The organism is Cryobacterium sp. Hh7, assembly GCF_004403155.1.
GTDB lineage: Bacteria > Actinomycetota > Actinomycetes > Actinomycetales > Microbacteriaceae > Cryobacterium > Cryobacterium levicorallinum.
In genome coordinates this window covers 172,827-193,485 of record NZ_SOHG01000012.1, presented here as the reverse complement: position 1 = coordinate 193,485, position 20,659 = coordinate 172,827, and the positions used below count along the sequence as shown (strand labels likewise).

19 protein-coding genes and 2 tRNA genes are annotated in these 20,659 nt (G+C 64.5%); 8 read left to right on the top strand and 13 right to left on the bottom strand.

Annotated elements, in window-relative coordinates; all coding sequences use genetic code 11:
• Window positions 1-65 precede the first annotated feature (65 nt).
• Genes valS through E3T43_RS02315 form a run of 3 tightly spaced genes read left to right on the top strand, consistent with a single transcriptional unit; the run spans window position 66 to window position 3,403 of the window.
• A complete protein-coding gene (gene valS / locus E3T43_RS02325) occupies window positions 66-2,675 on the top strand; it encodes a valine--tRNA ligase (protein WP_134471178.1) in 2,610 nt (869 codons plus the stop codon).
• Window positions 2,676-2,683: 8 nt separating this feature from the next.
• Entirely contained in the window at window positions 2,684-3,130 is a 447-nt protein-coding gene (locus E3T43_RS02320; RefSeq protein WP_134471177.1) for a GNAT family N-acetyltransferase, read from the top strand.
• Window positions 3,131-3,133: 3 nt separating this feature from the next.
• On the top strand, window positions 3,134-3,403 hold the full coding sequence (locus E3T43_RS02315; protein WP_134441207.1) for a hypothetical protein: 270 nt from the start codon (window positions 3,134-3,136) through the stop codon (window positions 3,401-3,403).
• 15 nt (window positions 3,404-3,418) lie between these two features.
• Here the strand turns inward: E3T43_RS02315 and E3T43_RS02310 are convergent, their stop codons facing one another.
• Window positions 3,419-4,252 (bottom strand): class I SAM-dependent methyltransferase, encoded by an 834-nt coding sequence (locus tag E3T43_RS02310; protein WP_134471176.1) that lies wholly within the window; start codon window positions 4,250-4,252, stop codon window positions 3,419-3,421.
• Window positions 4,253-4,342: 90 nt separating this feature from the next.
• On the opposite strand from E3T43_RS02310, the gene E3T43_RS02305 reads away from it, so the two are divergent.
• Complete coding sequence (locus E3T43_RS02305) at window positions 4,343-6,427, top strand: M3 family metallopeptidase (protein ID WP_134471175.1); 2,085 nt, start codon at window positions 4,343-4,345, stop codon at window positions 6,425-6,427.
• 68 nt (window positions 6,428-6,495) lie between these two features.
• On the opposite strand, the gene E3T43_RS02300 is transcribed toward E3T43_RS02305, so the two are convergent.
• From E3T43_RS02300 to E3T43_RS02275, 6 genes are all read right to left on the bottom strand, one after another.
• Window positions 6,496-7,686 carry a benzoate/H(+) symporter BenE family transporter gene (locus E3T43_RS02300; RefSeq protein WP_134471174.1) on the bottom strand — a complete coding sequence of 397 codons (1,191 nt, stop codon included), beginning with the start codon at window positions 7,684-7,686 and terminating at the stop codon, window positions 6,496-6,498.
• Window positions 7,687-7,716: 30 nt separating this feature from the next.
• Entirely contained in the window at window positions 7,717-8,994 is a 1,278-nt protein-coding gene (gene clpX / locus E3T43_RS02295) for an ATP-dependent Clp protease ATP-binding subunit ClpX (protein WP_092450827.1), read from the bottom strand.
• 131 nt (window positions 8,995-9,125) lie between these two features.
• Complete coding sequence (locus E3T43_RS02290; RefSeq protein ID WP_241977922.1) at window positions 9,126-9,785, bottom strand: ATP-dependent Clp protease proteolytic subunit; 660 nt, start codon at window positions 9,783-9,785, stop codon at window positions 9,126-9,128.
• Window positions 9,786-9,851: 66 nt separating this feature from the next.
• Window positions 9,852-10,454: an ATP-dependent Clp protease proteolytic subunit gene (locus tag E3T43_RS02285; RefSeq protein WP_104133107.1), complete on the bottom strand. Its 603-nt coding sequence runs from the start codon at window positions 10,452-10,454 to the stop codon at window positions 9,852-9,854.
• 180 nt (window positions 10,455-10,634) lie between these two features.
• Window positions 10,635-12,044, bottom strand: coding sequence for a trigger factor (gene tig / locus E3T43_RS02280; RefSeq protein WP_166791210.1), 1,410 nt, complete (start codon window positions 12,042-12,044; stop codon window positions 10,635-10,637).
• Window positions 12,045-12,087: 43 nt separating this feature from the next.
• Window positions 12,088-12,161 (bottom strand) — tRNA-Pro (locus E3T43_RS02275).
• A gap of 184 nt (window positions 12,162-12,345) precedes the next feature.
• On the opposite strand from E3T43_RS02275, the gene E3T43_RS02270 reads away from it, so the two are divergent.
• Window positions 12,346-12,416 (top strand) — tRNA-Gly (locus tag E3T43_RS02270).
• A gap of 73 nt (window positions 12,417-12,489) precedes the next feature.
• Here the strand turns inward: E3T43_RS02270 and E3T43_RS02265 are convergent.
• The 4 genes from E3T43_RS02265 to E3T43_RS02250 are packed head-to-tail and all read right to left on the bottom strand — an operon-like array spanning window position 12,490 to window position 16,240.
• Complete coding sequence (locus tag E3T43_RS02265; RefSeq protein ID WP_134471173.1) at window positions 12,490-14,070, bottom strand: multicopper oxidase family protein; 1,581 nt, start codon at window positions 14,068-14,070, stop codon at window positions 12,490-12,492.
• Between the two features lie 45 nt (window positions 14,071-14,115).
• Window positions 14,116-15,099: an Fpg/Nei family DNA glycosylase gene (locus E3T43_RS02260; RefSeq protein ID WP_134471172.1), complete on the bottom strand. Its 984-nt coding sequence runs from the start codon at window positions 15,097-15,099 to the stop codon at window positions 14,116-14,118.
• 1 nt (window position 15,100) lies between these two features.
• Complete coding sequence (locus tag E3T43_RS02255) at window positions 15,101-15,598, bottom strand: ribose-5-phosphate isomerase (protein WP_134471171.1); 498 nt, start codon at window positions 15,596-15,598, stop codon at window positions 15,101-15,103.
• 9 nt (window positions 15,599-15,607) lie between these two features.
• Window positions 15,608-16,240: a DsbA family protein gene (locus E3T43_RS02250; protein ID WP_092450842.1), complete on the bottom strand. Its 633-nt coding sequence runs from the start codon at window positions 16,238-16,240 to the stop codon at window positions 15,608-15,610.
• A gap of 165 nt (window positions 16,241-16,405) precedes the next feature.
• Between E3T43_RS02250 and E3T43_RS02245 the strand changes: the two genes are divergently transcribed.
• On the top strand, window positions 16,406-17,983 hold the full coding sequence (locus E3T43_RS02245; RefSeq protein WP_134471170.1) for an MFS transporter: 1,578 nt from the start codon (window positions 16,406-16,408) through the stop codon (window positions 17,981-17,983).
• Between the two features lie 98 nt (window positions 17,984-18,081).
• Window positions 18,082-19,608, top strand: a complete 1,527-nt coding sequence (locus tag E3T43_RS02240; RefSeq protein WP_134471169.1) for an SDR family oxidoreductase — start codon at window positions 18,082-18,084, stop codon at window positions 19,606-19,608.
• Here the strand turns inward: E3T43_RS02240 and E3T43_RS02235 are convergent, their stop codons facing one another.
• Both E3T43_RS02235 and E3T43_RS02230 read right to left on the bottom strand, forming a co-directional pair.
• Window positions 19,609-19,908 (bottom strand): type II toxin-antitoxin system PemK/MazF family toxin, encoded by a 300-nt coding sequence (locus E3T43_RS02235; RefSeq protein ID WP_134471168.1) that lies wholly within the window; start codon window positions 19,906-19,908, stop codon window positions 19,609-19,611.
• 2 nt (window positions 19,909-19,910) lie between these two features.
• Window positions 19,911-20,147 carry a YlcI/YnfO family protein gene (locus E3T43_RS02230; protein WP_134471167.1) on the bottom strand — a complete coding sequence of 79 codons (237 nt, stop codon included), beginning with the start codon at window positions 20,145-20,147 and terminating at the stop codon, window positions 19,911-19,913.
• 110 nt (window positions 20,148-20,257) lie between these two features.
• Here E3T43_RS02230 and E3T43_RS02225 point away from each other — a divergent pair, with 110 nt between their 5' ends.
• Complete coding sequence (locus tag E3T43_RS02225; RefSeq protein WP_134471166.1) at window positions 20,258-20,638, top strand: hypothetical protein; 381 nt, start codon at window positions 20,258-20,260, stop codon at window positions 20,636-20,638.
• Window positions 20,639-20,659: the final 21 nt, after the last annotated feature.

The following is a 20,659-nucleotide window of genomic DNA, read 5'->3' as shown; positions in this document are numbered from 1 at the left end:
TAGATTAGACGGGCAGACTTAGGCACCTCACCACCGACACGGTGCCGCATACGAACCGGAGAGCTATGACCACCGCCGATCGCGCCGCAGACAATCGAGTGCCAGAGAAACCAGCCCTCGAAGGGCTCGAAGCTAAATGGGAGTCCCGCTGGGAGACCGACGGCACCTATCGCTTCGCCCGGGGGAACGCGACCCGCGAGACGATCTACTCGATCGACACTCCCCCGCCGACCGCCTCCGGCTCGCTGCACATCGGCCACGTGTTCTCGTACACCCACACGGATGTCGTCGCCCGCTTTCAGCGCATGCGCGGCAAGAACGTGTTCTACCCGATGGGCTGGGACGACAACGGCCTGCCCACCGAGCGTCGTGTGCAGAACTACTACGGTGTGCGCTGCGACCCGTCGCTCGGCTACACCGACGACTTCGTTCCGCCGTTCGAGGGCGGCGACGGCAAAAGCGTCAAGGCCGCCGACCAGCTGCCGATCAGCCGCCGCAACTTCATCGAACTGTGCGAAACCCTCACCAAGGAAGATGAGAAGCAGTTCGAAGCGCTGTGGCGCACCCTCGGCCTCTCCGTCGACTGGACCCAGACCTACCGCACCATCGGCCAGGAAGCCTTGTTCACCTCGCAGCTGGCTTTTCTCGGCAACATCGAACGCGGCGAGGCATACCAGGCGATGGCACCGACCCTGTGGGACGTCACGTTCCGCACCGCGGTCGCCCAGGCCGAACTCGAAGACAAGGACATGCCGGCCGCGTACCACCGGGTGTCGTTCGCAAAGCCCGACGGCACCACGATAGAGATCGAAACAACCCGTCCCGAGCTGATGCCGGCCTGCGTGGCACTGGTGGCGCATCCGGATGACGAACGGTACAAGCACCTGTTCGGCACCACGGTGACCACCCCCGTGTTCGGCGTTGAGGTTCCGGTGCTCGCCCACCACCTCGCCCAAAAGGACAAGGGCTCGGGAATCGCCATGATCTGCACCTTCGGCGACGTGACCGACGTCGTCTGGTGGCGGGAGCTCGACCTGCCCAACCGTGCAATCATGGGCTTCGACGGTCGCATTATGGCCGAAGTCCCAGAGGCGATCACCTCCGAAGCCGGCCGTGCAGCGTATGCGCAGCTCGCCGGCAAAACGGTGTTCGGTGCGAAAGCGGCCGTGGTCGAGCTGCTGAAAGCCAGCGGCGACCTGATCGGCGACCCCAAACCCATCGTGCACGCCGTGAAATTCTTCGAAAAAGGCGACAAGCCGCTCGAAATCGTCTCGACCCGCCAGTGGTATATCCGCAACGGTGCTCGCGACGAAAAGCTGCGCGCCCGCCTGCTCGAGCACGGCACCGAGCTGGCCTGGCACCCCGAATTCATGAAGGTGCGTTACGAGAACTGGGTCAACGGCCTCACCGGCGACTGGCTCGTCTCGCGTCAGCGCTTCTTCGGCGTGCCACTGCCGGTCTGGTATCCGCTCGACGCCGACGCCAACCCGGTCTTCGACCAGCCAATCGTCGCCACCCGCGACCTGCTGCCGGTTGACCCCTCGTCGGATGCCGCCCCCGGCTACACCGAGAGCCAGCGCGGCCAGGCCAACGGTTTCGTCGGCGAGGTCGACGTGATGGACACCTGGGCCACCTCCTCGCTCACCCCGCAGCTCGCCGGCGGCTGGGAGCGGGACCCGGAGCTGTTCAACCTCGTCTTCCCGTACTCGCTGCGACCGCAGGGCCAGGACATCATTCGCACCTGGCTGTTCTCCACCCTGCTGCGCTCAGAGCAGCAGCACGGCAAGTCACCCTGGCAGCACGCCGCGCTCAGCGGCTTCATCGTCGACCCCGACCGTAAGAAAATGTCGAAGTCGAAGGGCAACGTGGTCACCCCGGCCGACATGCTCGAAAAGCATGGATCCGATGCGGTGCGCTACTGGGCGGCATCCTCTCGCCTGGGCACCGATGCGGCCTTCGATCCGCAGAACCCGACGCAGATCAAGATCGGCCGTCGCCTCGCCATCAAGATTCTCAACGCGAGCAAATTCGTCTCCATGTCGCAGGGCAGCATCGACGCCCCGGTGACCGAGCCGGTCGACCAGAGCATGCTCGCCGGCCTGACCGCCGTCGTCGCCCAGGCCACGACCGCGTTCGAGAACTATGACCACGCTCGGGCGCTGGAAACCACCGAGAGCTTCTTCTGGACTTTCTGCGACGACTACCTTGAACTGGTCAAGGAGCGCGCTTACGGCGAGCCCGGAACCGGCCAGGCTTCCGCTGTTGCTGCGCTGCGCACCGCGCTGGCCACCCTGCTGCGCTTGTTCGCACCGTTCGTGCCGTTCGCGACCGAAGAAGCTTGGTCCTGGTCGAATGAGGGTTCGGTGCACACCGCACCGTGGCCCGTCGCGGCCGACCTGCTCGGCAGCGATGAGGTTGCCACCGGCAACATCGCCCTGCTGGATTTGGCCAGTCGCGCGCTCACCGGCATCCGTCGGGCTAAAACGGATGCCAAGGCCTCCCAGAAGTCCGAGCTGGATTCCGCAGTGATCTGCGGTGCACCGGCCGAAATCGCGCTGCTTACCCTGGCCGCCGCCGATCTCAAAGCGGTCGGCCGAATTCAAGAATTAACCTTTGTCGACGGCAGCGAACTCGCCGTGACCGACATCGTTTTCGCCACCGTGTTGGAAAGTTAGGAAACCAGATGTCAGTTACCGTACGCCCGCTGGGCGACAAAGATTTCTTCCCCTGGCTGGGCCTGTTTGAGGGTTACAGCGCGTTCTACGAGAGCGAGTTGACCGACCAGATCGCGCTGCAGGTCTGGAGCTGGATCATCGACGCGAACAACTCTCTCGACGGTGCCGTCGCGGTCAATGACGCCGGCGACTTCGTCGGTTTCGCGCACTACCGCACCGTGCCGCGCACGCTCAGCGGCGATCTTGCACTCTTTCTCGATGACCTGTTCGTGACCGAGGATTCCCGCGGCCAGGGCGTCGCAACGCAGCTGATGGATTTCACCAAGTCCTACGCGCGTGTTCGAAAGCTGGCCCAGGTGCAGCTGCTGACCGCCGCCGACAACGCCACCGCCCAGGTGCTCTATGACCAGGTCGGCACCCGCACCGACTGGGTCACCTACGAGATCGACGTCTAAGTCATGCAACTCGGCACTCGCTGGTCACTCGGCGGTACCCTGCCCGCCGGCCTCCCCCACGTCGTGGAAATCGCCGTGCACGCCGTCGAGGAGGACCTCGCTGCCCTCGCCGTGGACACCAGCACCTGGCGCTGGACACTGACCTGGCTGGAGTCCAAGCCGGTGATCGAGCTGGACGATGGCACCATCATTCGGTTCAACCCGGTCGATGACAGCGCCACCATCACGCAGCCGTCCACCAACACGGATGACGATGACGAGGAGTGGATCTAACCCGTAACTCCTGGGTCAGGCCCGCGCGAGAATTTCGCCGTGCGGCATGCCGAACCACCCGTTCGGATCGCGCACCCACACCCGCCAGGCGGCCGCCATCCGTTTCAGATCGGCCAGCTCGGCCACGCCGGCTTCGATGGCGTGCGCTGCGAAGCTCGACTCGGTCACCCGCACGGCCCAGGATTCTCCCCACCATTCCCGTTCGGCGTCGGACGCGAAACACCACATGGAGGCACTGCTCGTCACGCTGGTGAAGCCCGCCGCCAAAGCCCACGCTTTCAGCGAGCGTCCGGCATCCGGGTCACCGCCGTTCCAGTAGTGCACCTCGCGGTAGACCCGCATCCACTCGGTGAGAGCATCGATCACGGGAGCGATCATCACTCCCCCGTAGTCGACGTCACGGGCGGCGAAGACGCCGCCGGGCCGCAGCACTCGCCGAATCTCGGCCATGGCGGCGACGGGACGGGCCAGGTGCTGCATCACCTGGTGGGCGTGCACAATGTCAAACGACGCATCCGGAAAGTCCAATGCGTAGACATTTCCGACCTGGAACTGCGCGTTGTGCACTCCCTCATCGGCGGCCAGCCCGGCTGCACGCTCGACGATCTCGGACGACGCGTCCAGGCCGACGACTCGGCCGGGGGCGATCCGACGGGCCAGATCAACCGTGATCGTGCCGGGTCCGCAGCCGACATCCAGCAGCACGCCGCCGGCTACGAGATCGGGAATCAGATAGGCGGCCGAGTTGGCCACCGTGCGCCAGGTGTGTGAGCGCAGCACGCTTTCGTGATGACCGTGGGTGTACTGGTCACGTGGAGCGGACTCGGAGCTCGCGGTCAGGTCTGTCATGGTCAGATCCTACGACCCCGCGGCAGCCTGCGCCTGATTTGCGCGCCGCGCGCTGGCGAGCGTGCTCGGGCCGGTCGCTAGTCTGGGAGTATGGCTTCCACCGCGAACAATCCCTTCTTCGCCCGCAGTACGCTGCCCTACCAGTTGCCGCCCTTCGCGCAGATTGCCGACGCCCATTACCGGCCGGCTTTTGTGCAGGGCATGACCGACCAGCTCGTCGAGGTCGCTCTCATCACCGGCACAGCGGATGCGCCCACCTTTGAAAACACCTTCGTCGCCCTCGAGCGCAGCGGGCAGACCCTGGGTCGGGTCGCCGAGGTCTTCTTCAACCAGAGTTCGTCAGACTCCAGCGACTTCACCAACGACCTCGAAGAAGAGCTCGCGCCGTTGCTGGCCGCCCACGCCGATTCGATCCGACTCGATCCCGCACTGTACGCGCGCATCGCCGCCGTGCACTCGCAGCGAGCGAGTCTGAGTCTCGATGCCGAGTCGCTCTATCTGATCGACCGCTACTACACCGAGTTCACGCTCGCCGGAGCCGGGCTCGACGATGAAGACAAGCGGGCACTGCGTGATTTCAACTCACGCCTGTCGATCCTGACCACCCGCTTCGAGAAGAATCTGCTGGCCGACACCAACGAACTCGCGCTGGTGATCGACGACGTGGCCGAGCTCGCCGGGCTCACCGACGGCGAGATCTCCGCTGCGGCTGAAGCGGCCGCCGAACGCCGCCTCGACGGTAAATACCTGATCAGTCTCGTTCTGCCCACGTCGCACCCGTACCTCGCGAGCCTAACCAACCGGAGCGTGCGGGAACGGTTGTTAACGGCGAGCCGGGCCCGCGGCATCCGTTCTGATGAGGCCGGAGCCGGCAACGACAACCGGCCGCTCGTGATCGAGATCACGCACCTGCGTGCCCAGCGCGCCAGCCTGCTTGGGTTCGACAGCCATGCCGCCTACGTTACCGCCGACGAGACTGCCAAGACTCCCGGCGCCGTCTGGGATCTGCTCGGCGGTCTTGCTCCGGCCGCCGCCCGGAACGCCCTCGTGGAACAGGCCGACCTGCAGGCCGTGATCGATGCCGAGGGCGGTGGCTTCGAGCTGGCGGCCTGGGACTGGGCGTTCTACACGGAGAAGGTGCGCCGGGCGAAGTACGACGTCGATACCGCGGCGATGCGCCCCTATTTCGAACTCGAAAGCGTGCTCGCCAACGGAGTGTTCTTCGCGGCCCAGCGGCTCTACGGCCTCAGCTTCACTGCGCGGCCCGACCTGGTCGGCTGGCATCCCGAAGCACGCGTGTTCGAGGTCAGCACCGACGACGGCACCGGTATCGGATTGTACATCGGCGATTTCTACACCCGCGATTCCAAGCGTGGCGGAGCGTGGATGAATTCCCTCGTCTCGCAGTCCGCGCTGCTCGGCACGGACACAACCGTGGTCTGCAATAACCTCAACGTGTCCAGGCCGGCAGCTGGCCAACCCACGCTGCTCACCTATGACCAGGTCACCACGCTGTTTCACGAGTTTGGCCATGCCCTGCACGGGCTGCTCGCCCGCGCGACCTATCCCAAGTTCTCCGGCACCAACGTGTACCGCGACTTCGTGGAGTTTCCCAGCCAGGTCAACGAAATGTGGATGCTCTGGCCCGAAGTGCTGGCGAACTATGCCCACCACTACGAGACGGGCGAGGCGATGCCGCAACACCTGGTAAATCGCATCCAGGCGTCCTCGGCCTTCAACGAGGGATTTCTGACCAGCGAATACCTCGCCGCCGCGCTTCTCGACCAGGCCTGGCACCGCATCGACGCTGACACGGTCGTTACCGACGTTGCCCAGTTCGAAGCGGATGCCCTCGCCTCCGTTGGACTCGACAATCCTGCCGTGCCCACCCGTTACGCGAGCACGTACTTCGCGCACACGTTCTCCGGCGGCTATGACGCTGGGTACTACTCCTACATCTGGAGCGAGGTGCTGGACGCCGACACGGTCGAATGGTTCAAGGAGAATGGCGGGCTCACCCGCACCAATGGCAACCGCTTTCGGGACCGCTTGCTCGGCGTCGGCGGTACGAAGGACCCGCTTGAGGCCTACCGCCACTGGCGCGGCCGAGACGCAGCGTTGCAGCCGCTCCTCGACCGCCGCGGCCTGAACGAGGCTGCGGCATCCGCTCAATAGACAACTTTGGTGGGTGCGGACCCGCCGGCACCCACCAAAGTTGTCCACTGAGCCGGGTCCATGGTCGTCTACGCACCGAGGGGCCGCCGCCAGCCAAGCCAGAGCATGAAGATGCCACCGACCACGAGGCCCCAAAACGCCGACCCGATGCCCACGATTGTGATGCCCGATGCGGTCACGAGAAAGGTCGCCATCGCGCTGATGCGGTGATCCGGTTCTTCGAGCGCGCTGGTCACACTCGTCACAAGCGCACCGAGCAGGGCCAGACCGGCGACGGCAATGATCAAAATGGGCGGCGACGCCGCAACGAGGGCTGTGGCTAGCCCTGCCCCGAGTCCAAGCACGAGATAGCCAAAACCCGATGCGACCGTGGCAATCCAGCGTTTCGACGGATCGCGGTGAGCATCCGGGCTAGCCATGAGGGCCGCCGTAATGGCCGCCAGGTTCATATTGTGCGCGCCGAAGACCGATCCGAGCATGGTGCCGATCCCCGACCAGACCAGCACCGAACGCGGCGGCGGCCGGTAGCCGAAGGTTGAGAGCACGGCGAATCCGGGAACGTTTTGGCCCGCCATGGTCACGACGAACAACGGCAAGCCGAGGCTCACAATGACGAGCGGATCAAAAACCGGCGCGACGAAGACCAGACCGGGAGCGGATGTCGGTGCTGACAGCCAGCCCGTTCCCGCGGTTATGCCGATACCGATCGCGGCCACGATCATGGCCGTCGGGACCGCCCAGCGCGGGGCCAGCCGGTAGAGCACCAGCCACACCAGCACGACGGGAATCGCCAGCAGCGGCTGTTCAATCGACGCCTGAATCGGCGCGAGACAGATGGGAAAGAGGATACCGGCCAGCATCGCGCCGGCGAGGGGCCTCGGGATGCTCGTGATGACCCGTCCGAGCGGCGGCCAGAGGCCACAGAGCACGATGAGCGCACCGCAGACGAGAAAGGCGCCGACGGCCGCGCCGAAGTTGTCGGTCGTGGCGCCCGCCGCGACGAGGAGTGCCGCGCCGGGTGTTGACCAGGCAAATGAGATCGGCATGCGAAAGTAGCAGGGCAACGCGATGCAGGCCACACCGACGAGTAGGCACAGCGCCAGCAGCCCTGAAGACGCCTGAGCTTCGGAGGCGCCGACGGCGCGCAGCCCCGCAATCACCAACACGAACGAACTGGCGAACCCGGTGATCGCGGCAACAATGCCGGTCGAGATCGGCTGAAACACGCCGGGGCTTGCGCCGGATGACTGCTCGCTCATCGTCGCTTCCCCGTGCGACTATTCAGCGGCTTACGCCGACTTCACCTGGCGGGTTTTGTGCAGCACCATTTCAGCGGGGGCATTGTTCAACACGGTGTCGCGGGTGATGATGACCCGCTCGACGTCGGTGCTGGAGGGCACCTCGAACATGACCGGTCCAAGCACTTCTTCGAGGATGGCGCGCAAACCGCGGGCACCGGTCTTGCGAAGCACAGCCAGGTCGGCAATGGCTTCCAGGGCGGGCTGCTCAAATTCCAGCTCAACGCCGTCGAGCTCGAACATGCGCTGATATTGCCGCACGAGCGCGTTCTTGGGCACGGTGAGAATCTGCATGAGCGCCACCTGGTCGAGCTGGGTGACCGTCGTGACGACGGGAAGCCGGCCGATGAACTCGGGAATCAGCCCGAACTTGTGCAGGTCTTCGGGCAGAACCTCGCTGAACAGGTTGATGTCGTCGCCCTTGATGTGCAGCGGAGCGCCGAAACCGATGCCCTTCTTGCCGGCCCGAGACGAGATGATGTCTTCGAGCCCGGCGAAGGCGCCGGCCACGATGAATAGTACGTTCGTGGTGTCGATCTGAATGAACTCTTGATGCGGATGCTTGCGCCCACCCTGTGGGGGCACGGAGGCAATGGTGCCCTCGAGGATCTTCAGGAGCGCCTGCTGCACGCCCTCGCCGGAGACGTCGCGGGTGATCGACGGATTCTCGGCCTTGCGGGCGATCTTGTCGATCTCGTCGATGTAAATAATGCCGGTCTCGGCGCGCTTGACGTCGTAGTCGGCGGCCTGAATCAGCTTGAGCAGAATGTTTTCGACGTCTTCACCGACGTAGCCGGCCTCGGTGAGGGCCGTCGCATCCGCTACGGCGAAGGGTACATTGAGACGCTTGGCCAGGGTCTGGGCCAGGTAGGTCTTGCCACAGCCGGTCGGGCCGATCAGCAGAATATTGGACTTGGCAATCTCGACATCGTCGTGGATCGCCTCGGCCGCGGTGAGCGTGGCACGAGACCGCACACGCTTGTAGTGGTTGTACACGGCGACGGCGAGGGCACGCTTGGCGGGTTCCTGGCCGATGACGTATTCCTCGAGGAAACCGAAGATTTCTTTGGGCTTGGGGAGGTCGAATTCACCGGCGGTCGCTTCAGAGCCGGCCTCGGCCAGTCGCTCTTCAATGATCTCGTTGCACAGCTCGACGCACTCGTCACAGATGTACACGCCGGGGCCGGCGATGAGCTGTTGTACCTGCTTCTGGCTCTTTCCGCAGAAGGAACACTTGAGCAGGTCGGCACTTTCGCCTATTCGGGCCATGTCCGCCTCCTCCATTGGTCTCGCTGCAATTGAGCCTAGCCTGTGCGTCCGACACTTTCGTGCAGCGCGCCACAAACCGAAACGGCGCGGCGCCCGAAGGCGACGCGCCGCAGCGGTATTTCGGTGTGCGGCTACTTAACCAACATCGGAAGGTTCTTGCGGCTGGTCAGAACCTGGTCGATCAGGCCGTACTCGAGGGCCTCGGCCGCGCTCATGATCTTGTCGCGATCGATGTCCTTATTGACCTGCTCAACGCTCCGGTTGGAGTGGTGCGCGAGGGTCTCTTCGAGCCAGACCCGCATGCGCAGAATCTCGGCGGCCTGAATCTCGATATCAGAAGCCTGGCCGCCACCCTGCCCACCAACCGAGGGCTGGTGAATCAGGATACGCGCGTTCGGCAGCGCGAGGCGCTTGCCGGCGGTTCCACCGGCGAGCAATACGGCCGCAGCGGATGCCGCCTGGCCGAGGCACACCGTCATCACGTGCGGGCGAATGTACTGCATGGTGTCGTAGATCGCCGTCATGGCGGTGAACGATCCACCGGGCGAGTTGATGTACATCGTGATGTCGCGGTCCGGGTCCTGGCTTTCGAGCACGAGGAGCTGGGCCATCACGTCGTCGGCGGAGGCGTCGTCAACCTGCACGCCGAGGAAGATAATGCGGTCCTCGAACAGCTTGGCGTACGGGTCCTGGCGCTTGTAGCCGTAGGCGGTGCGTTCTTCGAAGGTGGGGAGGATGTAGCGCGATTCAGGTGCGCCGTTATTAGTCAAGTGCTTGGTCGAGCCGCCCATCGAGCTGTAGGCCGTTCCACCGAATGTGGGGATAGTCATGATTTCTTCCTGTTCAGTTTCGGCGGACTACTTGGTGGCGTCGGCGTCGGGGTCGGTGCCGCCGCCGCCGATGACATCCGAAGCGGATGCGCGGAGATGGTCGACGAAACCGTACTCGAGGGCTTCCTGCGCACTGAACCAGTTGTCGCGGTCACCGTCGGCGTTGATCTGCTCGGGGGTCTTGCCGGTCTGCGCGGCCGTGATCTCGGAGAGGCGCTGCTTCATGTCGAGGATGAGGCGAGCCTGGGTCTGGATGTCGGCGGCCGTGCCGCCGAACCCGCCGGACGGCTGGTGCAGAAGCACGCGAGCGTTCGGGGTGATGTATCGCTTACCCTTGGTCCCCGAGGTAAGCAGGAACTGACCCATCGAGGCTGCCATGCCGATACCGACCGTGACGATGTCGTTGGGTACGAACTGCATCGTGTCGTAGATCGCCATGCCGGCGGTGATCGAGCCGCCGGGAGAGTTGATGTAGAGGTAGATGTCGCGTTTGGAATCTTCCGCTGCCAGCAAGAGGATCTTGGCGCAGATCTCGTTCGCGTTTTCGTCACGGACCTCTGAGCCGAGCCAGATGATGCGGTCCTTCAGCAGTCGGTCAAATACACCATTGGTGGGTGTCGGGTCGGCCATGTCGTGCTCCGTTTCAGTTGTCGCTTCTCAATGAATCTATCGGAGCGCGAGCGTCAAAATGGCTCTGTTCGCCCTCGGCAGATTACCGGCCATCGCACAGGTGCCCGGCGGCATGCAAGAGGCCGGCTGGCCAGCACCTCTAAAAAGTACTGACCAGCCGGCCTCTCACGCACACAGGTACTACTTCTTGGCAGCAGCCTTCTTCTTCTTGGGCTTCTCGTCGACCTCAGCTGCGACCTCAGCGTCAGCCTCGGCGGCCGGGGCTGCCTCGACTGCGCTGTCAGCAGCATCCGCTTCAACAGCCGTGTCGTCGCCGACCGGGCCGGTGAATTCACTCAGGTCGACCGGCTTGCCGTTGGAGTCAACGACCTCGGCCTTGCCCAGGGCAATGGCGAGGGCCTTGTTGCGGGCGACCTCGGCCACCATCGACGGGATCTGTCCGTTGGTGTTGAGCGTCTGCACGAACTCGCTCGGGTCCATGCCGTACTGGCTGGCACCCTGAATGAGGTACTGGGTGAGTTCGTCCTGGCTGACCTTGACCTGCTCGGCTTCGGCGATCGTGTCGAGCAGAATCTGCTGACGGAACGTCTTCTCGCTGGCTTCGGTGACCTCGGCGCGGTGAGTGTCGTCTTCCAGGCGACTTTCGCCCTCGAGGTGACGGTTGACTTCGTCGAGGATGATCGCGGCGGGGATCGGAACCTCGACCGAGCCGAGAAGCGTCTCGATGAGACGCTCACGGGCCTGGCTGCCCTGGCCGAAGGCCTTGGACTTCTCAACCTGAACCTTGAGGCTCTCGGTCAGCTCGGCGATCGTGTCGAACTCGCTGGAGATCTGAGCGAAGTCGTCGTTCGCCTCGGGAAGCTCGCGCTCCTTGACGGCGATAACCGTGATGGTGATCTCGGCCGTCTCACCCTCGTGGTCTCCGCCCATGAGGTCGGAGTTGAAGGTCGTGGTCTCGCCGGCGCTGAGCGAGTCAAGCGCCTCGTCGATGCCGTCGATGAGGTCTCCGGAGCCAACCTCGTAGGAGATTCCGCTCGCGGTGTCAACCTCTTCGCCGTCGATCGCGGCGTTCAGGTCGATCTGGGCGAAGTCGCCGGTCTTGGCGGGGCGGTCCACCGTGATGAGCGTGCCGAAGCGGCTGCGCAGCTTGTCGAGCTCTTCGGCGACTTCCTCGTCGGACACCGCGACGGCGTCAACGGTGAGTTTGAGGCCGTCGTAGCTGGGAAGCTCGATCTCCGGGCGCACGTCAACCTCGATGGCGAGGAGCAGGTCACCGGAGAAGTCGGTGTTGCTCGGCCATTCGACGATGTCGGCCTCTGGACGGCCGAGCGGGCGCAGCTTGTTCTCTTCGACAGCCGCGCGGTAGAAACCGTCGAGACCCTCGTTGACGGCGTGCTCCAGAACGGCGGCCTTGCCGACGCGCTGGTCGATGATTGCCGGCGGGACCTTGCCCTTACGGAAACCGGGGATGTTGATGTCTTCGGCAATGTGGCCGTAAGCATGGGTGATGGCTGGCTTCAGCTCGTCGGGGCTCACCGTAATGGTGAGCTTGGCGCGCGTGGGGCTCAGTTTTTCGACCGTGGACTTCACTCGAGACTCTCCTGTGTATTGAAACGGTGTGCTGCGGATAATGTCGGGGCGACAGGAATTGAACCTGCGACTTCTCGCCCCCAAAACGAGCGCTCTACCAAGCTGAGCTACGCCCCGGATCTACTTCGACCCATCGGTACTACTTTGTTGGGGAACCAATCCGGTGGTGCACGCAGTAGCTCGCGACACGCGGAATGACCTCAGTCAGTCTAATGCACGCCTTTCGAGCGGATGCGCCCGCACTGGCAAACGACCCCCGGTTTCCTGTACTACGATATTCGAGTGCCCAGATTTTGGGCCTGGGGTCGTAGCTCAATGGTAGAGCCTGAGTTTTCCAAACTTATGACGCGGGTTCGATTCCCGTCGACCCCTCTGTTTAATGCAGAGACACTGAAAGCCGCCGGCTCAAGCTGGCGGCTTTCTCTCGTTAAGCGGATGCGGACAGCTAGTGACCGTGGGCTGGCGCGAGTGCCCGCGGCCCGCTCCCGACGGCCAGGTTCGACTGGGGAACGATGGCGTCGTGAGCGGTCGGCGGGGTGCCTGCTTCCTCTCCGGGCTCGACCACGACGAACTGGCCCATCATTCCGGCGTCCTCGTGCGAGAGCATGTGGCAGTGGAACATATACGGAAAGTCGGGGTCGGTATATTCCGCAAACTGCATAATGAGTTCGTAGCGCACTCCGGGCTCGAGGTAGATCGTGTCCTTCCAGCCCGACAGCTCGACGGGCGGCGGCTCGGTGCCCACCCGCAGCACCTGAAACTGCACGCCGTGCACGTGAAAGTTGTGGGGCAGCGGCATGGCGTTGTCGACGGTCCAGACCTCGGTCGCGCCGGCCTCGATCGTCTCGTCGATGCGGGTCATGTCCATCAGCCGATTGTTGATCGTGTAGCCGTTGAGGGTGAACGACCGGTCGACTGTGGCATCCGCTTTGTCGAGCGGTTCGATGCTCGCGAGGGTGCTGGCGGTCTCCCCGATGCTGCTGAGCGTGTCGGCGGCGCGCAGCTCCAGCACATCGAGGGTGTCGTCACCGGCGTTGCGCGTCGCGGCACTGGCTGAGATGCCGAGGTCTGGCGGGTTCGACTGCAGGTTCACGGTCTCCCCCGGCACCAGCTCAACGAGCACTTCAGCGCGTTCCCCCGGCGACAAACGGATGCCGTCCATCGGCGCCGCCTCCTCCAGCAGTCCGCCATCGGTTCCGATCAGGTCGAAGGACCGGCCGTCACTCAATCCGAAGTCGTAAACCCGGGAGGTTGACCCGTTGAGCAGTCGAAGGCGCACCACCTCGGAGGTGACGTCGAGGTAGGGCGCGAGGGTGCCGTTGACGAGCAGCTGGTCACCGATCGGACCGATGTAGCCGCGCCCGTCGGTGACGAACTGCCCGTTCTCGTCGAAACGGCGGTCCTGCACCACCACCGGAATATCGTCGACGCCGTAGCTGCGCGGCAGGTTTAGGGCTGCCTCCTCGTCGTCCTGCACGATGAAGACCCCAGCCAGACCCATCTCCACCTGGTGCTCGGTATCGCCTTCCGGGTGTGGGTGATACCAAAGGGTTGAGGCTGGCTGGTCAATCTCGAAGTTGGGGCTCCATTCGGCGCCGGGCTCGACCATCTGGTGCGGTCCACCGTCCATTTCGGCGGGCAGATTGGCGCCGTGCCAGTGCACGGTGGTGGCTACGTCGAGGTCATTGTTGACGTTTATGCGCACGTTTTCGCCGCGCCGGGCGACGATCGTCGGGCCGAGGTAGCTGCCGTTGTAGCCCCAGGTCTCGGTCACGACGCCCGGAGTGAACTCGGTCGTGCCAGCCTCCGCCGTGAGGTCGAACACCCGCTCACCGGCGGCATTGACGGTTGATTCGGCCAGCGGCGGGATCGCGAGCGGGTTGACGAAGTCAACGCTGCCGACCGTGTCGATCACGCCGGCCCCGTCTTCGCCGGAACACGCGGTGAGGCCGAGAGCCAACACGACCGCGCCGACGACGCTCACAAAGGTGGCGACGCGACGACGGGGCCTGGCAATTCGGATCATGCTTCTATTTTCGCAGTCCACCCAGTGCGCTGACACCACAGGGACTCAGGCCTGGCAGCGCGGGCACCAGTACAGCTTGCGGGCGGCCATCTCTTCAAGCACGATGTGGGTGCCGCAGACACGGCAGGGCAGCCCCTCCCGCTTGTACACCCAGTGCCGGTCGGCCCGATTCTTCATGGCGAGTCGGTACGGCTCGCCATCGAGGCCGTCCATGGTCATCATCTGGCCGGTCGCCACCCCGATGTGAAGGAGGTGTGCCCAGTCGCTCCACAGGTCGCGTACGGTTTCGTCGCTGAGCGATTTTCCGGGCGCGTGCGGGTTGAGTCCCGCGCGAAAGAGCATTTCGGCGCGATACACGTTGCCGATTCCGCTGACCACGGTCTGGTCCATCAGCAGGCGGCCGATCGGGGTGGGCTTCTTGCGCACGACGCTGACGAAGCGCTGCTCCGCTTGCGGCGTATTCTCCAGCTCGGGGTCGGGCCCGAGCTTGGCGATGACGGCCTCGACCTGGGCTGGGTCGAGTACCTCGCAGGCGGTCGGTCCGCGCAGGTCGGCGCACACCGTGTCGCTGAGCAGGCGCACGCGCACCTGGCCGACAGGCTCCGGCGGAAAGGTGTCGGCGAGGTCGATCTCTTTCTCCTGCTCTGACATGCGCACCCGGGTGCGGCGGGGCGCTCCGATGCTGAAGATCGAGTTCTCCCCCGCGGAGTCAAACGTTGGTAGATCCGTGCCGTGCTGGTTGGTTTGCCCCATCCGGCCGTTGGCCGAAGCCATCGTGGCATCCATCTGAATCTCGCCGCTGAAATCCCACGCCCCATACATGCCCAGGTGGATGCGCAGCCACAGTCCGTGGTCGAACTCCAGAAACATCTGTTTGCCGACGGCGCGGGCATCCGTTACCGTGTGCCCGCTGAGCTGGGCGGCACCGATCACGAACCGTCCCTGCGGTGAAGAGACGGTGACCCGGTGGCCGACGAAGTTGCGTTGAAACTGGCGGGTGATGCGGTGAACGGAGTGGCCCTCTGGCACCTCAGTTCACGACGCCGTCGACGTCTTTTCCGGCGATGGTTCCGGTCGTTTCATACTCTCCGAGCTGGTGGATACGACGCACGTGACGCTCCTCGTCGCTGAACGGCTCGGCGATGAACGCGTCGATGAAGCTGGTGGCTTCCTCGATGGTGTGCTCGCGGGCACCGATGGAAATAACGTTGGCGTCATTGTGCTCACGGGCCAGACGGGCCGTGCTGAGGTTCCAGACCAGGGCGGCGCGGGCACCGGACACCTTGTTGGCGGCCATCTGCTCGCCGTTGCCGGAACCGCCGAACACGACGCCGAGCGCTTCGATGCCGCTTTCTCGGTCGTCGACGGTGGCCTGCGCTGCATTAATACAAAAAGCAGGGTAGTCATCGAGGGCGTCGTAGGTCTGGGGCCCGTGGTCGACGACCTCGTGCCCGGCCGCACGCAGGTGCGTGATCAGGTGGTGGCTGAGGTCGAGACCGGCATGGTCCGTGGCGATGTGGATGCGCATATGAGCAGTCTATTTTGTGCTGGCCGACGTGCTGACGGCCTGGGCGAAAATAGGCTCGCGGGTTCGACTGCGCTTGAGTTCGAAGAATCCGTCGTAGCTCGCCAGCGCAACGACGCCGTCCCAGAGGGCCAGGGCCTGCTCACCCATCGGGGCCGGGGAAATGACCGGGCCGAAGAAAGCGACACCGTTCACCGCGATCACGGGCGTTCCCACGTCCTGGCCGACCCTGTTGATGCCGTCAAAGTGGCTCGCCCGCATCTGGCGGTCGTACTCGTCACTGTCGGCGTAGGCGGCGAAGCTGGCAGGCAGGCCGACCTCGGCGAGCGCGGCCGGAATGACCTCGTCCGGGTTCGTATTGCTGCCTGGGTGAATCTGCTGGCCCAGTGCGTCGTAGAGGGCCTTGACCATCGCCTGGCCGTGCAGTTCATTGGCGGCGGCGACGAGGCGGGTGTACTTGAGTGCCCGCGGAAAGAACGCCGCGTACTCCTCGCTCACCTGCTGATCTTCGTTGAGCACGGCGAGGCTCATGACATGCCAGGTCACCTCGAAATGACGCAGCCGAGCGACCTCGTCCACCCAGCGCGAAGTCATCCAGGCCCAGGGGCACGAGGGGTCAAACCAGAAATCCACAGAATCAGTCATGCAACCAGCCTAAGCGGGGGCGTGCGGGCCCGTTCATCCCCGAACCCGAGAATTCCAATTAGAGCAATGCCCCCCATTCAGGTATTGTCGATGGGTCGAAAAAAATCTGCACTATGCAGTACAGCTCTACGTCGCAAGCACAATATCTCCCCGGGAGAAATTAACATGCCCATTGACCGAAGCACGCCCAACGCGAATTCCGGCGCCACGAGCGCCGCCGCCGCCGCCGCGGTGAAGCCCAAAAAGGCTCTCCTGCGCCGCCGCATCTCAGTATCCGACGTCAACGTCGTCGACAAGCCCATTATGAAGCGCGCCCTCGGCGGCACCATCGTGGGAAACACCATGGAATGGTACGACGTCGGTATCTTCGGATACCTCATCACCACCATGGGGCCCGTCTTCCTGCCAGAGGCCGACGCATCCGTTCAAACCCTGTTTCTGCTCGGCACCTTCGCCGCGACGTTCTTCGCCCGACCGCTCGGCGGCGTGTTCTTCGGCTGGCTCGGCGACCGGATCGGTCGCCAGAAGGTGCTCGCCACCACACTGATTCTGATGGCCGCCTCGACCTTCGCGGTCGGCCTGCTGCCCGGCTACGCGCAGATCGGCGTCTGGGCGGCGGTGCTGCTCGTGTTCGTCAAGCTCGTGCAGGGGTTCTCCACCGGCGGCGAGTACGCCGGTGCGACGACCTTCGTCAGCGAGCACGCACCCGACAAGCAGCGCGGCTATTTTGCCAGCTTTCTCGACATGGGCAGCTACCTCGGCTTCGCCATCGGAGCCTCGCTCGTCTCGGTGCTGCAGCTCACACTCGGTCAGTCGGTCATGGAGGATTGGGGCTGGCGCATCCCGTTCCTCATTGCCGGGCCGCTCGGCCTGGTCGCCATCTACTTCCGTATGAAGATCGACGAGTCGCCCGCGTTTCAGGCCACCCTCGACGCCCAGGAAGCCGCCCAGAAGAACCCAGTGGGTGCCACTGCCGAAACCCCTAAGGGCCCGATCCAGATCTTCAAGGCCTACTGGCGCAACATCATCATCGCCATGATCCTGGTCGCCGCGGCGAACACGGTCGGCTACGCGCTCACCTCCTATATGCCCACCTATCTCACCGAGAACAAGGGCTATGACGAGCTGCACGGAACGGCGCTGACCATTCCGATTCTCGTGATCATGGCGCTGTGCATCCCGCTGGCCGGCCGCCTGTCTGACCGAATCGGACGGCGCCCGGTGCTGTGGATCGGAGCCATCAGCACGGTGGTGCTGGCCTACCCGGCGTTCCTGCTGATCGGCATCGGCGACATCTGGTCGACGCTGTTCGGCTTGGCACTTATTGCGTTCCCGGTCACGTTCTACGTCTCGAACCTCGCCTCGGCCCTGCCGGCCCTGTTCCCGACGGCGAGCCGGTACGGCGCCATGGGTATCTCGTACAACTTCGCCGTAGCCATTTTCGGCGGCACCACGCCGTTCATCATCGCCGCGCTCATCGTGGGCACCGGCAACGACATGATGCCGGCGCTCTACCTGATGGCCACCTCGTTCATCGGGGCGATCGCCATCTTCTTCCTGCGCGAATCAGCCAACCGCCCGCTGCCGGGCTCCATGCCAAGCGTGAACACCGACGAGGAAGCGCACGAACTGGTGAAGACGCAGGACGACAACCCCCTGCTCGACACTGACCAGATGCCGTTCGACCACACCTACGAGCCGCCGACCATCGCCATTCCCATTCAGGAACCGGCCCAGGTCTAGTTCAGTAGTTGCCGGCGGGCGTGGGCGGTTTCGGTCGCGCACGCCCGTTTGTCGTCGGTTGAACGGATGCTCACAGTCGGCCCGCGTAGAATTCGCGGATGACCACCGCGCCCCCCACCACTGCGCCCACCGACGCGAGCGCAGCCGAATCGAGCGCGGCGGCCCCCGAATTCGCCGGAATCGACCCGCACGACCTCGAAGTGACCCTGCGGGTGCTCGCCTCGCTGCGCGACGTGGACCCGGACAGCGCCGACTTCGTCACCGTGCGCCAGGCGACCGCCAAGATGTTCAAGTCGGTCAAGATGTCCAGGCGTTTGGAGAAACGCGCGGTCATCGCCGACGCCGATCGCAGCGTCATCGCCGCCACAGCGACCGGCGCCCCGACCCGCATCGACGACGAAACCCGAGGCGCCCAGCTCTCCCTCGGCACCAGCGCGGCGACGGCCGGCGAGCTGCTCGTTCCCCGCGCCTGCTATATCTGCAAGCAGAAGTACACCGTGGTCGACGCGTTCTACCACCAGCTCTGCCCGAGCTGCGCCCTCTCCGGTCACGCCAAGCGCGACGCTCGCACCGATCTCAGTGGCAAGCGGGCGCTGCTCACCGGCGGCCGCGCCAAAATCGGCATGTACATCGCGCTGCGCCTGCTGCGTGACGGCGCTCACACCACCGTCACCACCCGGTTTCCGCGCGATGCCGTTCGCCGCTTCGCCGCGATGGACGATTCGAAGGATTGGCTGCACCGCCTGCGCATCGTCGGTATCGATTTGCGTGACCCGGCCCAGGTGATCGCGCTCGCCGATTCGGTTGCGGCCCAGGGTCCGCTCGACATTCTCATCAACAACGCAGCGCAGACCGTGCGCCGCTCGCGCGGCTCGTACTCCCCGCTCGTCGAGGCCGAGGAATCTCCCCTGCCCGACGGCCCGCTGCCCGAGATCGTGTCATTCGGGCACACCAACGATGCGCATCCGCTCGCCCTGGCCGCGTCGGTCTCCGGTCACCCGCTGCTCGCGGCCGCGTCCGGTGCCGGCGCCCTCACAGCGGATGACCTCACCCGGCTGGCCCTCGCGGCGGGGTCCTCGTCGCTTGAGCGACTCGCCGCTGGCACCGCGATCGACGCCGGCGGTCTCGTACCCGACCTGCACTCGCGGAACAGCTGGACCGCGAACGTCGAAGACGTGGACCCGCTCGAGATGCTCGAAGTACAGCTGTGCAATACGACCGCACCATTCTTATTGGTGAGCCGTCTGCGGGCCTCGCTCACGGCATCCGCCGCCCGCCGAACGTACATCGTGAACGTGTCGGCGATGGAGGGCGTGTTCGGTCGCGGGTATAAAGGACCGGGCCACCCGCACACCAACATGGCCAAGGCCGCACTGAACATGCTCACCCGCACCAGCGCCAAGGAGATGCTCGAAGACGGCATCCTCATGACGAGCGTCGACACCGGCTGGATCACCGATGAGCGTCCGCACCCGACCAAGGTGCGCCTGGCCGAGGAGGGCTTTCATGCCCCGCTTGATCTGGTTGATGGCGCGGCCCGGGTCTACGACCCGATCGTGCGCGGCGAGGCCGGCGAAGACCTCTACGGCGTCTTTCTCAAGGACTACCAACCGGGCGCCTGGTAGTCAGTCGAGGTCGAATGCCGCGGCGATGGCGGCACTCAGCCGCACCTCTTGTTGGGGCAGCAGAAAGCCAATCTGGCGACCGAGGCTGGCGACCGGAATGGTCACGACATTGTCACAGCTCACCGCGCAGTCCTGGTCGAGGCCGTTCGCGGGGCCTACCGGGACTTCGGTCGACAGACCCCGCACGGTACTGGTGATCGGTGCGACGGTAACTCGGGTGAGGTGGGGGCGCACGAGTTCGCGCGTTAGAACGAGGACCGGCCGGGCCCTGTCGAGGTGCGCTATGTGAAGTGCCCGCATCGTTAGGCGAGGTCAGACGGAATACTCGCGCCAAAGCTGGCAAGTTCGTCCAGATCGTCGGCTTGAGCGAAACGGTCGGTCAGAATGCGCACGTCGCGCAGGGCGAGTTCGCGTCGCCGTTCTCGTTCGAGAGCTTGAGTGATCACGGAAGCACGGCTACTTTCCCGCCCTTCACCCACCGCCTGGTCAAGGTATTCCACTAATTCGTCGGGCAGGCGCACCGCTATTTGTCGGCTCATTTCCTGAGCATACCATTATGGGATCCATTCAGGTATGCTCTCCGTTTGGTTACGGAATACCAAGGAAAGCACGGTTCATGCGGCAAAATGCCCGCTGCTAGGCTGACCGAATGTTACGCCGTGGTCGCATCGCGCCGACCGTTCTTCTCGCCATCGTGGCGCTCAGCGGATGCACCGCTCAGCCCCCGGCAGAACTGTCAGAATCGCCAGCGACGATCGCACCGACGACAGCGACGGCGAGCACCTACACCTGTGACGACATTGCCACCCTCGATAACGTGGCCGCGGTGTTCGTCACCGCAGACGGCCAGGCCGCCCTGCCGCCCGTCGCCCCGGAGGGCGCGGTCGAGGGTGAGCACGCCATGCAGATCAGCGCCGATACGTCGTCGTTTTGCACCGTGATCTTCTCGCTCGGCCAGTCGGCGTACCAGGTCGAGTCCCGCACCGACGCGGTGGCCGTCGCCGAGGCAGTCATCGCTCAGTCCAGCTAGCTACCCGATCGAAAGGACTTA

Coding starts and splice junctions, on each gene's coding strand:
- valS (WP_134471178.1), top strand. CDS start 66: ATGACCACCGCCGATCGCGCCGCAGACAATCGAGTGCCAGAGAAACCA.
- E3T43_RS02250 (WP_092450842.1), bottom strand. CDS start 16,240: ATGACTGATTCTGTGGATTTCTGGTTTGACCCCTCGTGCCCCTGGGCC.
- E3T43_RS02245 (WP_134471170.1), top strand. CDS start 16,406: ATGCCCATTGACCGAAGCACGCCCAACGCGAATTCCGGCGCCACGAGC.
- E3T43_RS02300 (WP_134471174.1), bottom strand. CDS start 7,686: ATGAGCGAGCAGTCATCCGGCGCAAGCCCCGGCGTGTTTCAGCCGATC.
- E3T43_RS02320 (WP_134471177.1), top strand. CDS start 2,684: ATGTCAGTTACCGTACGCCCGCTGGGCGACAAAGATTTCTTCCCCTGG.
- clpX (WP_092450827.1), bottom strand. CDS start 8,994: ATGGCCCGAATAGGCGAAAGTGCCGACCTGCTCAAGTGTTCCTTCTGC.
- E3T43_RS02235 (WP_134471168.1), bottom strand. CDS start 19,908: ATGCGGGCACTTCACATAGCGCACCTCGACAGGGCCCGGCCGGTCCTC.
- E3T43_RS02255 (WP_134471171.1), bottom strand. CDS start 15,598: ATGCGCATCCACATCGCCACGGACCATGCCGGTCTCGACCTCAGCCAC.
- E3T43_RS02285 (WP_104133107.1), bottom strand. CDS start 10,454: ATGGCCGACCCGACACCCACCAATGGTGTATTTGACCGACTGCTGAAG.
- E3T43_RS02305 (WP_134471175.1), top strand. CDS start 4,343: ATGGCTTCCACCGCGAACAATCCCTTCTTCGCCCGCAGTACGCTGCCC.
- E3T43_RS02315 (WP_134441207.1), top strand. CDS start 3,134: ATGCAACTCGGCACTCGCTGGTCACTCGGCGGTACCCTGCCCGCCGGC.
- E3T43_RS02240 (WP_134471169.1), top strand. CDS start 18,082: ATGACCACCGCGCCCCCCACCACTGCGCCCACCGACGCGAGCGCAGCC.
- E3T43_RS02290 (WP_241977922.1), bottom strand. CDS start 9,785: ATGGGCGGCTCGACCAAGCACTTGACTAATAACGGCGCACCTGAATCG.
- E3T43_RS02225 (WP_134471166.1), top strand. CDS start 20,258: ATGTTACGCCGTGGTCGCATCGCGCCGACCGTTCTTCTCGCCATCGTG.
- E3T43_RS02310 (WP_134471176.1), bottom strand. CDS start 4,252: ATGACAGACCTGACCGCGAGCTCCGAGTCCGCTCCACGTGACCAGTAC.
- E3T43_RS02265 (WP_134471173.1), bottom strand. CDS start 14,070: ATGATCCGAATTGCCAGGCCCCGTCGTCGCGTCGCCACCTTTGTGAGC.
- E3T43_RS02230 (WP_134471167.1), bottom strand. CDS start 20,147: ATGAGCCGACAAATAGCGGTGCGCCTGCCCGACGAATTAGTGGAATAC.